At 66.4% G+C, this 13,984-nt stretch carries 13 protein-coding genes; 7 read left to right on the plus strand and 6 right to left on the minus strand.

The window, feature by feature from the left end:
- Nucleotides 1–10: 10 nt before the first annotated feature.
- The 3 genes from GM1_RS21990 to GM1_RS22635 are packed head-to-tail and all read right to left on the minus strand — an operon-like array spanning nt 11 to nt 518.
- Nucleotides 11–181, minus strand: coding sequence for an LxmA leader domain family RiPP (locus tag GM1_RS21990; protein WP_223291420.1), 171 nt, complete (start codon nt 179–181; stop codon nt 11–13).
- A gap of 2 nt (nt 182–183) precedes the next feature.
- Nucleotides 184–387, minus strand: a complete 204-nt coding sequence (locus tag GM1_RS15740; protein ID WP_169332792.1) for an LxmA leader domain family RiPP — start codon at nt 385–387, stop codon at nt 184–186.
- Nucleotides 360–518: an LxmA leader domain family RiPP gene (locus tag GM1_RS22635; RefSeq protein ID WP_008380418.1), complete on the minus strand. Its 159-nt coding sequence runs from the start codon at nt 516–518 to the stop codon at nt 360–362. Before GM1_RS22635 ends, GM1_RS15740 begins: the two co-directional genes overlap by 28 nt.
- Nucleotides 519–988: 470 nt before the next feature.
- On the opposite strand from GM1_RS22635, the gene GM1_RS15745 reads away from it, so the two are divergent.
- Genes GM1_RS15745 through GM1_RS15760 form a run of 4 tightly spaced genes read left to right on the plus strand, consistent with a single transcriptional unit; the run spans nt 989 to nt 3,919 of the window.
- Nucleotides 989–1,240, plus strand: a complete 252-nt coding sequence (locus tag GM1_RS15745; RefSeq protein WP_008380420.1) for a helix-turn-helix transcriptional regulator — start codon at nt 989–991, stop codon at nt 1,238–1,240.
- On the plus strand, nt 1,237–1,830 hold the full coding sequence (locus tag GM1_RS15750) for a hypothetical protein (protein ID WP_008380422.1): 594 nt from the start codon (nt 1,237–1,239) through the stop codon (nt 1,828–1,830). The genes GM1_RS15745 and GM1_RS15750 overlap by 4 nt, the downstream gene beginning before the upstream one ends.
- A complete protein-coding gene (locus GM1_RS15755) occupies nt 1,827–2,735 on the plus strand; it encodes an ABC transporter ATP-binding protein (protein WP_008380424.1) in 909 nt (302 codons plus the stop codon). The genes GM1_RS15750 and GM1_RS15755 overlap by 4 nt, the downstream gene beginning before the upstream one ends.
- Entirely contained in the window at nt 2,732–3,919 is a 1,188-nt protein-coding gene (locus GM1_RS15760) for an ABC transporter permease (protein WP_008380426.1), read from the plus strand. The genes GM1_RS15755 and GM1_RS15760 overlap by 4 nt, the downstream gene beginning before the upstream one ends.
- Here GM1_RS15760 and GM1_RS15765 read toward each other — a convergent pair.
- Nucleotides 3,873–4,283: a MerR family transcriptional regulator gene (locus GM1_RS15765; protein ID WP_008380428.1), complete on the minus strand. Its 411-nt coding sequence runs from the start codon at nt 4,281–4,283 to the stop codon at nt 3,873–3,875. The two genes, GM1_RS15760 and GM1_RS15765, sit on opposite strands and share 47 nt — an antisense overlap.
- A gap of 68 nt (nt 4,284–4,351) precedes the next feature.
- On the opposite strand from GM1_RS15765, the gene GM1_RS15770 reads away from it, so the two are divergent.
- On the plus strand, nt 4,352–4,918 hold the full coding sequence (locus GM1_RS15770) for an RBBP9/YdeN family alpha/beta hydrolase (protein ID WP_008380430.1): 567 nt from the start codon (nt 4,352–4,354) through the stop codon (nt 4,916–4,918).
- 108 nt (nt 4,919–5,026) lie between these two features.
- Here the strand turns inward: GM1_RS15770 and GM1_RS15775 are convergent, their stop codons facing one another.
- Nucleotides 5,027–6,481, minus strand: a complete 1,455-nt coding sequence (locus GM1_RS15775) for a glutamate synthase subunit beta (RefSeq protein ID WP_008380432.1) — start codon at nt 6,479–6,481, stop codon at nt 5,027–5,029.
- Complete coding sequence (gene gltB / locus GM1_RS15780; RefSeq protein ID WP_008380434.1) at nt 6,474–11,078, minus strand: glutamate synthase large subunit; 4,605 nt, start codon at nt 11,076–11,078, stop codon at nt 6,474–6,476. Before gltB ends, GM1_RS15775 begins: the two co-directional genes overlap by 8 nt.
- Before the next feature lie 210 nt (nt 11,079–11,288).
- Here gltB and GM1_RS15785 point away from each other — a divergent pair, with 210 nt between their 5' ends.
- Nucleotides 11,289–12,281 carry an alpha/beta hydrolase gene (locus tag GM1_RS15785; protein WP_008380436.1) on the plus strand — a complete coding sequence of 331 codons (993 nt, stop codon included), beginning with the start codon at nt 11,289–11,291 and terminating at the stop codon, nt 12,279–12,281.
- 140 nt (nt 12,282–12,421) lie between these two features.
- Complete coding sequence (locus GM1_RS15790; RefSeq protein WP_040520382.1) at nt 12,422–13,936, plus strand: acyl-CoA synthetase; 1,515 nt, start codon at nt 12,422–12,424, stop codon at nt 13,934–13,936.
- Nucleotides 13,937–13,984 lie beyond the last annotated feature (48 nt).

Here is a 13,984-nt window from a genome sequence, read left to right on the forward strand (position 1 = left end):
GTCGATCAGGTCAGCAACCGTGGTCGATGGTGGCCGCGACGGAGACTCCCGCCGATGCCGAACCCACCGAGAGCAGGCTGACGGTGATCGTCGGGGTGATGGCAGGCACCGCTGCTGCCGCGCCCGCGAACTCGTCTGCCGAGACGAAGGTCTGATAACCGGCGATGAGCTTCTCGTTCACGATCAGCAACCGATCGTGTAGGTGGTGGCGCCGCTGGTGAAGGATGCGACCGACAGCGTCGAGATGGGGGTCGCCGGGGTCGGCGAGATGGCGGGAGTGTCGACCGATGCGGCTGCACCGGCGAACTCGTCTGTCGAGACGAAGGTCTGGTAGCCGGCGATGAGCTTCTCGTTCATGATCAGCACCCGTGCTCGTTGGTCTGCCATCCCGACACTGCGGACGCGACGGAGACGGTGATGGTGATGGTCGGCGTGATGGCCGGGGTTGCGGCCGAGGCCGCGCCGAACTCGTCGGCGGAGGCGAATTGCCGGTAGCCGGCGATGAGCTTCTCGTTCACGAAATGCCTTTCCTGGTGTGCGATTCCACGACCGGTGATGCGAATGTCGCGGGGATCCGTCCGATCCAGGGCGTGAGCCTATCCACCGAACAAACGACTGGCCATGGCTTGCAGAATGCCCTCTCGGCGCTCGCGGAGGCGGGCTCAGCGGGTCACGCCCCACCCTCCCGACGACAAAGAAGTGCCAGGCCAGATCGTTTTTGCTGGCACATTCTTGCGCTTGCGGACGATTTCCGCTCACAGCGAGTCGACCTTCCGTACAGACCTGGACCGCCAACAATTCATTCGTATTTCGTGCAACCGACATTCCGCATGGATTCCACCCTTCGGAACCGATTGTCCGCTTGTCGAAACAGTAGAGGTCAGGACGATGGTTGCAGGTGGGAACATCACCGATCCCGCGCCGACGACGACCGTGGCGACACGGTCCGATCCTTGACATGCTGTTGTGAATTCACAATGATCGGGTCATGTCAGCCCGCCAACGCAGAGCGATTCACAACCGAATCGCCGTCCTGCGCACCGAGCGGAGAATGTCGCGAGCCGAGCTCGCCCGGCGGATCGACGTGAACGTCCAATCGGTCGGCTCCATCGAGCGCGGCGACTACTACCCCAGCCTCGACTTGGCCATGCGGATCTGCGAGGTGTTCGACCTCCCCGTCGAAGCGGTCTTCTCCCGGACAGAGTTCGCTCCGCTGTCGGCACAGGTGTACCGGGGGTGACTCGCGAGCCGTTCTGGCGGCGTTGGGAGCAGTGGCGGGCGGATTACTACACCGCCGACCTCGCTCGGCACGGCCACCGCTTCGACAACTGGCGGACCAGACGCCGGTGTCGTCTGGTCGCAGCGGTCGTGACGGTGCTCATCGTCGCCGCCGGGGCCGCCTCCATCGGCGTCATGTGGTGGTTCGGCTTCCTCGTCCTCTGGCTCGTTCTCGTGTTCGCGGCGATCGCCGGAACGGTCTGCCTGCGCTACATGACCGGCGGGGGCGCCGACGGCCCGCAGTTGGTCCTCGACGAACGGCAGCTGGCCCGGCGCAATGCCGCCCGGTCCCTCGGCCTCACCGTCAGCATCCCCCTGCTCGTCCTCCCCTACGGGATCCTCATCGGGTCGGTCATCAACGCGCAGGACGGCCTGGTCCCGTACCAGATCGTGTACTCGGCGGCCATCCTCGTCTGGTGGGTGCTGTGCGTCGCTCGCGCGGCGCCGTCGGTCCTGTACGCCTGGTGGCAAGAGGATCCCGATCTCGAAGACTCCGTCGACGCTCTGTTCGACGACACTCACGTGCCCGACCTCAACGAAGGGAACTCATGACGTCCACTGCTTCTGCCGGCCTGGAGGTGGCCGGCCTCGACAAGACGTTCGGCGACCTGGCCGCACTCACCGACATGACGTTCGACGTCGCACCCGGCGAAGTGTTCGGCTTCGTCGGCTCGAACGGCGCGGGCAAGTCGACCACCATGCGGATCATCCTGGGTGTGCTCGCCGCCGACCGCGGCGAAGTGCGCTTCGGCGGCTCGTTGATCAACTCCGACACGCGTCGCCGCATCGGGTACATGCCGGAGGAACGTGGGCTCTACCCGAAGATGAAGGTCGGTCCCCAACTCGTCTACCTCGCTCGCCTGCACGGCCTGTCGGGGTCGGAAGCCGCCGAGCGGACCGCCTACTGGACCGACCGGTTGGGCATCGCGAGCCGAGTCGACGACGATGTCGCCGCCCTCTCTCTGGGAAACCAGCAACGCGTGCAGCTCGCCGCCGCCCTCGTCTTCGACCCCGACCTCCTCGTCCTCGACGAACCGTTCTCCGGTCTCGACCCGGTGGCCGTCGACGTGATGAGTGAGGTGATCGTCGAGAAGGCGGCCGACGGTGTGCCCGTCCTGTTCTCCAGCCACCAGCTCGAGCTGGTCCAGCGGCTGTGCGACCGTGTCGGCATCATCGCCAAGGGCCGGATGCGTGCGCTCGGCGCCGTCGACGAACTGCGCTCGGCGGGCGGCCTGCGACTCCGCATCGACGCTCCGCGTGCGCCCGCAGGTTGGGCCGACGGCATCGCCGGGGTGCTCAGCGCCGACTATGCAGACACCACCGTCCTCCGAGTGGACGGCGCCCACGACGACCAGGCCATCCTGTCCGCGGCATTGGCGACCGGCCCCGTCCACGGCTTCGTCTCCGAGACACCCGACCTGACCGAACTGTTCCGAGAGGTGGTCACCGCAGTATGAGCGCTCCAGAACCCGCATCGTCCTGGACGACGATCCGCCTGATCGCGGCACGCGAGATCACCACGCGCGTCAAGACTCGTTCGTTCCTCATCACCAACGTGATCATGCTGGTGGTGGCTGTTGTCGGCTGTCTGGTGGCATCGCAGTTCGTCGGCGACGACGACGGAAAGGTCGAGACCGTCGCCACCCAGGGAGTGAGCCGTGAGGCGAAGGCCGCGATCACCGCGACGGGCGAGCAATTCGGCATCACCATCCGGACCGTCGACGCGGCCGATGCCCGTACCGAGGCGGCCGACGGCGACGTGACGGCAGCGATCGTCGCCCAGCCCGACGGCACGCTGCGCGTGTTCTCCGAGGACACACTCGACACGACGGTCGAAGCCGCGATCAAGAGCGGCGTCTCGTCGTCGGCCGTCGCATCGGCCCTGGCGAAAGCCGGAGTCGACCCCGCGGATGTCCAGAAGCAGACCACCGTGTCGGTGGAACGGACGAAGGACGTGCCGCCGGCTCAGGGTGAACGCGTCGCCCTCTCGTACGTCGGAACGCTCCTGATGTTCCTGGTGATCTTCGGCGGTGGCATGGCCGTCGCCGTCGGCGTGGTCGAGGAGAAGGTGTCACGCATCGTCGAGATCCTGCTCGCGACGGTGAAGCCCGCCCAACTCCTGTGGGGCAAGATCCTCGGAATCGGGATCGTCCAGATCGTGTCGACCCTGGTCCTCGCGGCGGTCGGACTCGTGACCGCCCGGGCCACCGGACTCCTCACGATCCCCGACGTCGCGTATTCGATGGTCGGCGTGTCGATCATCTGGCTGCTCCTCGGCTTCCTGTTCTTCGCAGCCCTGTACGCCGCGACCGGCGCGATGGTGTCGAGGCAGGAAGAGATCAACAGCGCCGCATGGCCGCTGATGATCGTCGCCATGGGCGCCATGTATGCGGGAATCTTCGGCATCAGCGCACCCGACTCCGGGGTGATGCGGGTGCTCGCCTGGATTCCGCCGTTCTCGTCGACGGTCGTCCCGATGCGCGTGGCTACCGGCTACAGCGACTGGACCGAAGTTGCCGGATCAGCCCTTCTGATGGCGCTGGTCACTGCGTTCGCGGTGTGGATCTCCGGGCAGATCTACCGCCGCTCCGTTCTCATGACCGGCTCCCGAGTCTCCTGGAAGAAGGCGCTGGGGAGGTAGAACTCGCCCTGTCGCTGTCAGCACCGGTCAGGCGGTCGATGCCTGCGCGTGTCCGGGCGATGCGCGCGGCGTCGTCGTCGAGACGCGCCGCCACGGCGTCCAGCCGTCCACGCAGAGCGGGGCACATCTCGACGGACGTCCCGTCGCTCCCCGATTCGACGCAGTCGAGGTATCGCCTGATCGTCACGGCGTTGAGGCCGGCCTCGATCATCAGACGGATGCGCGCCACGGTGCGCAGATCCTCGGGCCCGTAGTCCCGGTACCCGCTCGACGTCCGCGACGGTTCGAGCAGGCCCGCGTCCTCGTAGTGCCGAAGCACCCGCGCTGTGACTCCGGCATGCGCCGCGAACTCACCTATTCTCATCGACTCCCCCGTGCTCGCGCCGCTGTCGGCTTGACCTTCACGCCGACGTCAATCTCTACCGTCAGGGTATGTCCATCAACCGCGTGATCATCGTCCACGGCTTCGGAGCGGGAGTCGACGACCATTGGTTCCCCTGGCTCGCCGATGCGGTCGACGCCGAGAGGATCGCACTCCCCGAATCCCGAGACCCCCGAGAAGACCCATGGACGTCCACCCTGGTCAGCGCGTTCGGAGACGTCGACGAGAACACGACGATCGTCGCGCACAGCCTCGGCTGCGTCGCGTCGATACGCGCACTGAGCGCGACGCTGTCCCCGGATGGTCGACTCGGACGGTTCGTGGCGGTGGCCCCGTTCGCGCGCACGCTGCAGCCGGTGGGCGAGCCCGACCTCGACGCCTTCATCGAGTCCGGCCTGCCCGCCTTCCTCTCGGGAATCGACGTCGCGTCGGTCGGTCGCCAGATCATCGACCGACACGTTCTCCGATCAGACGACGACCCCGTGGTCGACGCGACAGCATCAGACGAGTTCGCCGATCTCCTCGCGACGACCTCACTCGTCGTTCCCGGCGCAGGTCACTTCCTCGCCGACGACGGAGTGACCCGCCTCGACGAGGTCGTCCGACTCCTTCGCTGACCCAGAAACGAGTTTCGCGTGTAGATCGTGACCACATACGGGTCACGATCTACACGCGAACCTCTCGACTGCGCTCGAGGAGCGAAAGACGTGCGCTCGAGGAGCGAGCTACCGCTGCGCCACCAGGGTCGGGACGATCGGAGCGGGAAGGAGCGTCGAACCGGTGAGGTAGCGGTCGGCGGCGGCGGCTGCCGAGCGGCCCTCCGCGATCGCCCACACGATCAGCGACTGTCCGCGACCTGCGTCGCCTGCGACGAACACACCGGGCAGGCCGACGGCGCCGAAGTCGTCACCGCGAGCGACGTTGCCGCGAGCGTCGTACGTTGCGCCCATCTTGTCGAGCAGATCGTTCCGCTCGGGTCCGACGAAGCCCATCGCCAGGAGGACGAGGTCCGCTTCGAGCTCGAAGTCGCTACCCTCCACCTTCTGGAAACGACCGTTCACCATCGTGACCTCGTGGGCCTTCAGGCTCGTGACCTTGCCGTTCTCGCCGGTGAACTCCTCGGTATTCACGCTGTACACGCGCTCGCCGCCCTCTTCGTGGGCAGACGACACGCGGTACATCAGCGGGTACGTCGGCCACGGGGTCGACTCCGCACGCGCAACGGGCGGCTTCGGCATGATCTCGAACTGATGGACCTGCTTGGCGCCCTGACGGAGCGACGTGCCGAGGCAGTCGGCTCCGGTGTCACCGCCACCGATGATAACGACGTTCTTGCCGGTGGCCGTGATCTGATCGTCGAGGGTGTCGCCGTGCTGGATCTTGTTGGCCTGCGGCAGGAACTCCATCGCCTGATGGATGCCGTCGAGCTCGCGGCCGGGAATCGGCAGGTCACGGCCGATCGTCGAACCGTTCGCGAGGATCACCGCGTCGAAATCGGAGCGGAGCTCGTCGACGGTCACGTCGACGCCCACGTTCACACCGGCGCGGAAGACGGTGCCCTCCGCCTCCATCTGCTCGAGGCGACGGTCGATGAAGCGCTTCTCCATCTTGAACTCGGGGATGCCGTACCGCATCAGACCGCCGATGCGGTCGGCCCGCTCGAACACCGTGACATCGTGGCCTGCGCGAGTCAGCTGCTGCGCTGCAGCGAGGCCCGCAGGCCCCGAACCGACGACGGCCACCTTCTTGCCGGTCTTCTCCGACGGCAGGATCGGCGTGACCGTTCCCTCGTCGAACGCCTTCTCGACCAGCTCGACCTCGACCTGCTTGATCGTGACCGCCGGCTGGTTGATGCCGAGAACACACGACGCCTCGCACGGTGCCGGGCACAGTCGGCCGGTGAACTCCGGGAAGTTGTTCGTGGCGTGGAGACGATCGATGCCCGCGTCCCACCGATCCTTGTAGACCAGGTCGTTCCACTCGGGGATCAGGTTGCCCAGCGGGCAGCCGTTGTGGCAGAACGGGACACCGCAGTCCATGCAGCGGCTGGCCTGCGTCTTGAGGGTGGACTTGTCGAAGTCGTTGTAGACCTCTTTCCAGTCCATCAGGCGCAGGTCGACGGGCCGACGGGTCGGCGTCTCGCGCTCGGTGTGCTTCAGAAAACCTCGGGTGTCAGCCACGAGCCGCCTCCATGATCGCGTCGTTCACATCTCGTCCGGTGCGCTCAGCGACATCGATGGCGATGAGCACTCTCTTGTAATCGCGGGGCATCACCTTCACGAAGTGGCCCTGCTGAGTCGACCAGTCGGCGACGATCCTCGACGCGACCGTCGAGCCCGTCTCGTCCCGGTGTTCGGTCAACGCGTCCTTCAACACCTTGAGGTCGTCGTCATCAAGCGACTCGAGGTCGACGAGCTCGGCATTGAGGTTCGCCTCGAAGGTGCCGTTCGGGTTGTAGACGTACGCGACGCCGCCCGACATGCCTGCGGCGAAGTTCCGGCCCGTCTCACCGAGCACAACAACGGTGCCGCCGGTCATGTACTCGCAGCCGTGGTCGCCCACACCTTCGACGACAGCCTGGATACCGGAGTTGCGGACACAGAAGCGTTCACCGGCGACACCGCGGAGGAAGATCTTGCCCGCGGTGCCACCGAAGCCGATGACGTTGCCCGCGATGATGTTCTCTTCCGCGACGAACTCGGACGGCGCGTTGCGCGGCGGCCGGACCACCAGCTTGCCGCCGGACAGGCCCTTGCCGACGAAGTCGTTCGCGTCGCCTTCGAGTCGCATCGTGATGCCACGCGGCACGAATGCACCGAAGCTGTTGCCCGCCGACCCGGTCAGGTCGATGGACACCGTGCCCTCGGGCAGTCCCTGCGCACCGTACGCCTTGGTCACCTCGTGGCCGAGCATGGTGCCGACCGTGCGGTTCACGTTGGTGATGGGCGAGGTGATGTGCACACGGGTGCCCGAGTCGATCGCAGCGCGAGCCGACTCGATCAGCTCGTTGTCCAGCGCCTTGTCCAAACCGTGGTCCTGCGTGCCGGTGCAGTACAGGTCCTGGTTCATGAACGGAGACTCCGGCATGGTCAGGATCGGCGTCAGGTCGAGCTTGCCCGCCTTGTCGCCGTTCCACCGCGCCAGCGCCTTGCGGGTGTCGAGCGCCTCGAACCGGCCGATCGCCTCCTGCAGCGTGCGGAACCCGAGGCGCGCGAGCAGCTCCCGAACCTCTTCGGCGATGTACAGCATGAAGTTCTCGACGAACTCCGGCTTGCCGTTGAAACGCTCACGGAGCAGCGGGTTCTGCGTCGCGACACCCACCGGGCACGTGTCCAGGTGGCAGACCCGCATCATCACGCAACCGGACACGACCAGCGGCGCCGTCGCGAAACCGAACTCCTCGCCACCGAGCAGGGCGGCGATCATCACGTCGCGACCCGTCTTCAGCTGGCCGTCCACCTGCACGACGATGCGGTCGCGCAGACCGTTGAGAAGCAGCGTCTGCTGGGTCTCGGCCAGACCGATCTCCCACGGCGCACCGGCGTGCTTGAGGGAGGTCAGCGGGCTCGCGCCGGTGCCGCCGTCATGACCGGAGATCAGGACGACGTCGGCGTGGGCCTTCGACACACCGGCGGCGACCGTTCCCACACCGAGCTCGGAGACGAGCTTGACGTGGATGCGGGCCGACGGGTTGGCGTTCTTCAGGTCGTGGATCAGCTGTGCGAGATCCTCGATCGAGTAGATGTCGTGGTGCGGCGGAGGCGAGATCAGACCGACGCCCGGCGTGGAGCCGCGGACCTCGGCGACCCACGGGTACACCTTGTGCGGAGGCAGCTGACCGCCCTCGCCCGGCTTTGCGCCCTGCGCCATCTTGATCTGGATGTCGGTGCAGTTGCTCAGGTAGTGGCTGGTGACACCGAAGCGTCCCGAGGCGACCTGCTTGATCGCACTGCGACGCCAGTCGCCGTTCTCGTCGTGGCTGAAACGACGCGGATCCTCGCCGCCCTCACCGGAGTTGGAGCGACCGCCGAGACGGTTCATCGCGATGGCGAGCGTCTCATGCGCCTCCGCCGAGATGGAGCCGTAGCTCATCGCACCGGTCGAGAAACGCTTGACGATCTCGCTGGCGGGCTCCACCTTGTCGAGCGGAATCGGGTCCCGGTCGCCGAAGTTGAAGTCGAACAAGCCGCGGAGAGTGCCGAGCTTGGTCGCCTGATCGTCGACGAGCTTCGTGTACTCCTTGAACACGCTGTACTGCCCGGTGCGGGTCGCGTGCTGCAGCTTGAACACGGTGTCCGGGTTGAACAGGTGGTACTCGCCTTCGCGGCGCCACTGGTATTCGCCGCCGACTTCGAGCTCACGGTACGCACGCTCGGTGGGACGATCGGTGAACGCGACGGCGTGACGACGCGCGACATCGTCGGCGATCTCGTCGAGGCCGACGCCGTCGAGCTGGCTGTTCAGGCCGGTGAAGAATTCGTCGACCACGTCCTGCGCGATGCCGATGACCTGGAACAGCTGGGCGCCGTTGTACGACGGGACCGTCGAGATGCCCATCTTGCTCATCACCTTGAGGACGCCCTTGCCCGCGGCCTTGATGTAGTTCGCACGAGCTTTGGCGAACCGAGCCGCGTGATCGAGATCCTCGGTGCCGGGCAGCACGAGTGCGCCCGACTCCAGCATGTCCTCGATCGATTCGAACGCCATGTACGGGTTGATGCCCGCGGCGCCGAAGCCGATGAGGAGCGCCATGTGGTGCACCTCGCGTGCGTCGCCGGACTCGATGACGAGGCTGGCACGCGTACGGGTGCGCTCGCGCACCAGGTGGTGGTGCACAGCGGAAGTCAGCAGCAGCGACGGGATCGGCGCGAGGGTCTCATCGCTCTCCCGGTCGGACAGCACGATGACGCGCGCGCCGTCGGCGATCGCAGCCGACACCTTGCTCCGGACGTCGTCGAGTGCCCGGCGCAGACCGGCGCCGCCCTCCGCGACCGGGTACAGGCCGTGGATGTGGACCGACGGGAATCCCGTCCTCTCACCGTCGATGTCGACGAGGCGAGCGAGATCGTCGTTGTCGAGGATCGGCTGACTCAGCACGATCTGCTTCGCGGAATCGGCAGTCGGGTTGAGCAGGTCGCGCTCACCGCCGATGCGGTGACCGATGCTGGTGACGACCTCTTCGCGGATCGCGTCCAGCGGCGGGTTGGTGACCTGCGCGAACAGCTGCTGGAAGTAGTCGAACAGCATCCGCGGGCGCGCCGACAGCACGGCGATCGGGGTGTCGGTTCCCATCGACCCCATGCCCTCGGCACCCGTCGACGCCATCGGCGCGACGAGCAGATTCAGGTCTTCGTTCGAGTAGCCGAACACCTGCTGCCGCAGCGCGACGCGGTCGTGCGCCATGTGCTTGTGCGGCGGTGCAGGCAGATCCTCGAGGCGGACCTGGTTCTCGTCGAGCCACTGCTGGTAGGGGTGCTCGGCGGCGAGAGAGTCCTTGACCTCCTCATCGGCGACGATGCGGCCCTGCGCGGTGTCGACCAGGAACATCTTGCCCGGACGCAGACGCGTGCGGGTGACGATGTCGGCGGGATCGATGTCGAGGACGCCGACCTCGGAGCCGAGAACGACCAGGCCGTCCTTGGTGACCCAGATGCGCGACGGACGCAGGCCGTTGCGGTCGAGGACGGCGCCGATCACGGTGCCGTCGGTGAAGCACACGGACGCCGGTCCGTCCCACGCCTCGGTGAGAGCCGAGTGGTACTCGTAGAACGCGCGGTGCTCGGGCTTCATGGTCTCGCTGCGCTCCCACGCCTCGGGGACCATCATCAGGACCGAGTGCGGCAGGCTCCGGCCGCCGAGGTGCAGCAGTTCGAGGACCTCGTCGAAGCGCGCGGTGTCCGACGCACCCGGCGTGCACACCGGGAAGATCTTCTCCAGCGAACCCTCACCGAAGGCATCACTCTTGATGAGCGCTTCGCGCGCCCGCATCCAGTTCTCGTTGCCGGTGACGGTGTTGATCTCACCGTTGTGCGCGACGCGACGGAACGGGTGCGCAAGCGGCCACGACGGGAACGTGTTCGTGGAGAAGCGCGAGTGGACCATGCCCAACGCGCTCTCGACACGGTCGTCCTGCAGATCGAGGTAGAAGTCGCGCAGCTGCGGGGTGGTCAGCATGCCCTTGTAGACGAACGTCTGACCGGACAGGCTCGGGAAGTAGACGGTGTCACGGCCGGGGCCGTCCTGACCTGCGCCCTTCTCGCCGAGCTCGTACTGGACACGCTTGCGCACGACGTACGCACGACGCTCCAGTTCCATCCCCTCGGCACCGCTCAAGAAGATCTGACGGAACGTCGGCATCGCGTCGCGAGCGAGGGCGCCGAGCGAACTCTCGTCGACGGGGACCTCGCGCCATCCGAGGAGGTTCAGGCCCTCTTCACGGACGATCGCTTCGACACCCGCAACCGCCTCTGCCACGTCAGACGCGGCCTGCGGAAGGAAAGCGATGCCGGTGGCGTACGCACCTTCAGCGGGAAGCTCGAAGTCGGCGACCTCGCGCAGGAAGCGGTCCGGGACCTGAATCATGATGCCCGCACCGTCACCGGTGTTGGGCTCGGCGCCTGCGGCACCGCGGTGTTCGAGGTTCACCAGTGCGGTGATGGCCTTCTCGACAATGTCGCGGCTGCGGCGGCCGTGCATGTCGACGACAAACGCGACACCACAGGCGTCGTGTTCGTTGATCGGGTCGTAGAGGCCAGTGGGCCCCGGCAAGTGCATCATGGGAACTGCCATTCCTGCACGCGACGCTGCGTACGGTTCGTACTTCGTGAGAAACCCGGTGATCGACGCGATATATGCACGTCTGACGGGGATTCAGCGTCGTTGCTGGACCCTTGCCGAACAGGCCGCAGCCATGTTTCGAGCAAGTTAAGTAGACCAATTGTTGCACGTCGGCGTCGGACAGCGCAAAACCCGGTTACAGTCCGATCTGTGAGCCTGCTCGAGAATCCCCCGACGGCGCGGGGTTCGCTCCGCGCCCGCGCGTTCAACGACTACGTCACGCTGGCGTCGCGGCCGATGATGGCCATCCTCGGTCGCGGAGCTGTTGCTGCACCGTCCCTGCTGACCGCCGCGCGGCCCGGAGTGAACCGCGGGCTGTCCGCGGTGTCCCCTGTTCCACGTGGAACACGGATCACCCCAGTTCGCGAATGGTCGGGCACCGGGCGTGTGTACGGCGAATGGGTCCACGAGCATCCCGCCTTCGGCAGCCGGATCCCCGACCCCTCGACCGGCCGCAAGGTGATCTACTACCTCCACGGCAGCGGGTACGTGATCTGCTCCTCTCGGACGCACCGTGGCCTCGTCGCACGACTCGGACGCCGAGCAGGCGTCGGCGCCTTCTCCGTCGACTATCGGCTCGGACCCGAACATCAGTGGCCACTCGGCGGCGACGACGCGATACGCGGGTACCGCTGGCTGCTGGACCAGGGGTTCGAAGGCTCACAGATCGTCGTCGCGGGCGACTCGGCAGGCGGCCACCTCGCCCTCGATCTCCTCTCAGCCAACCACCGCGACGGCCTCCCCCAACCGTCGGCGATGGTGCTGTTCTCCCCGCTCTACGATCCGTCGTTCCAGATGGCGTGCGCGCTGGAGGACTCCGGCGTCAAAGACCCCATCATCAATGCGCACGCCGCACAGCACTTCCTGCGGATGTACACCGGCGACGCCGATCCCGACGACCCACGCATGCGTGTGCAGCTCTCCCCCGACATGGACCTGCCGCGCACCCTCATCCAAGTCGGAGCCCGCGAAGTGATGGCCGACGACGCCCGTGCCATCCACCGCGTCATCACCGAGGCCGGCGGGACGTCGACCCTGCAGGAATGGCCCGGTCAAGGCCACGTGTTCCAGATGTTCCCGTATTTCACCCCGGAGTCCCGCCAGGCCGTCCACGCAGCCGCGTCCTTCGTCGCCGACGCCTGACCGCTCGAGGCCTTTCGACTCGCAAGCTCGCTCAAGGAGCAGTGGGTTACCCGATCAAGGAGCAGTGGGGTGCCCGCTCAAAATGCAGCGGGCACGCAGATCGGGCCAAAACGCCTCGCCCACCGGTGTTCGCTGGTTTCATGAATTACGTGGACGTCCGAGTAAATACGATTGATTCCCTTCTGCGCCGGTCTGCCGCGCGCACTCCGAACACCATTGCGGTGCGCTTCGCCGACCGCGACTGGACATACGCGCAGCTCGACGCCGCGGTCACGCGCACCGCGGCCCGGCTGGCGGCCCTCGACCTCGAACCCGGGGCGCGCGTTGCCGCGTTCGGCGTCAACTCCGACGCGTACTTGATCGGCTTCCTCGGCACCGTCCGCGCCGGCCTGGTGCACGTGCCGATCAACTTCGCACTCAAAGCCGGTGAACTGACATACCTCCTCGACGACTCCGGCGCGTCCCTGGTGCTGGTCGACCCCGCACTGCGCCCGACCCTCGACGAGGTGGTGGGCGACGTGCCGGTGATTCCACTGCGCGACGCCGACGACAGCCTCCTCACCTCGGCGTCCAGCGGCGCGGTCCCCACCCTGGACGTGGCCGTCGCACCGACGGATTTGGCGCAGCTCCTCTACACGTCGGGCACCACGTCGGCCCCCAAGGGCGCGATGATGACTCATCAGGCACTCGTCCACGAGTACGTGTCGTCGGTGATCGGCCTCGACTTCACCGCCGACGACGCCCCGCTCATCGCGATGCCGTTGTACCACTCGGCAGGCATGCACGTGTTCATGCTCCCGTACCTGTCGATCGGCGCGACCGTCTCCCTGATCGAGAAGCCCGACGTCGCCGAAGCCCTCCGGCTCATCGAGGAACGGCGGATCGGCTCCCTGTTTCTCGCACCGACGGTCTGGGTGCCGCTCGCGAATCACCCCGACCTCGACACGCGGGACCTCAGCTCGTTGAAGAAGGCGCAGTACGGCGCGTCGATCATGCCCGTCACGGTCTTGAACCGACTTCGCGAGCGGTACCCGGACATCGGGTTCTACAACTGCTTCGGACAGTCCGAGATCGGACCGCTGGCCACCATCCTGCGGCCGGAGGAGCACGCGGACCGGCCCGCGTCGTGCGGCCGCCCGGCGTTCTTCGTCGAGACCCGCATCGTCGACGGCAACGGCGACGACGTTCCGATCGGCGAGTCGGGCGAGATCTGCTACCGCTCACCGCAGTTGTGCAGCGGCTACTGGAACAAGCCCGAGGCTACGGCGGAGGCGTTCGTCGACGGCTGGTTCCACTCCGGCGACCTCGTGACCAGCGACGATCAGGGCTACATCACCGTCGTCGACAGGATCAAGGACGTGATCAACACCGGCGGCGTGCTCGTGGCGTCCCGCGAAGTGGAGGACGCCGTTTACCTGCATCCGGCGGTCGCCGAAGTGGCGGTGATCGGCACACCCGACGAGAAGTGGATTGAAGCGGTCACCGCAGTCGTCGTGCTCAAGGACGGTGAGTCCGTGTCAGACGCCGACCTCATCGCATTCGTGAAAGAGCGGATCGCGCCCTTCAAGGTCCCGAAGTCGGTGGCCTTCGTTGACGAGCTTCCGCGCAATCAGAGCGGAAAACTGCTGAAGCGAGAACTTCGGGCGAACACCTAACAAGCTAGATAGTTCAGGCCGAACAAGCAGATAAGTCGACTTTCAGCT

It is taken from the genome of Gordonia malaquae NBRC 108250, assembly GCF_000344135.1.
Lineage (GTDB): Bacteria > Actinomycetota > Actinomycetes > Mycobacteriales > Mycobacteriaceae > Gordonia > Gordonia malaquae.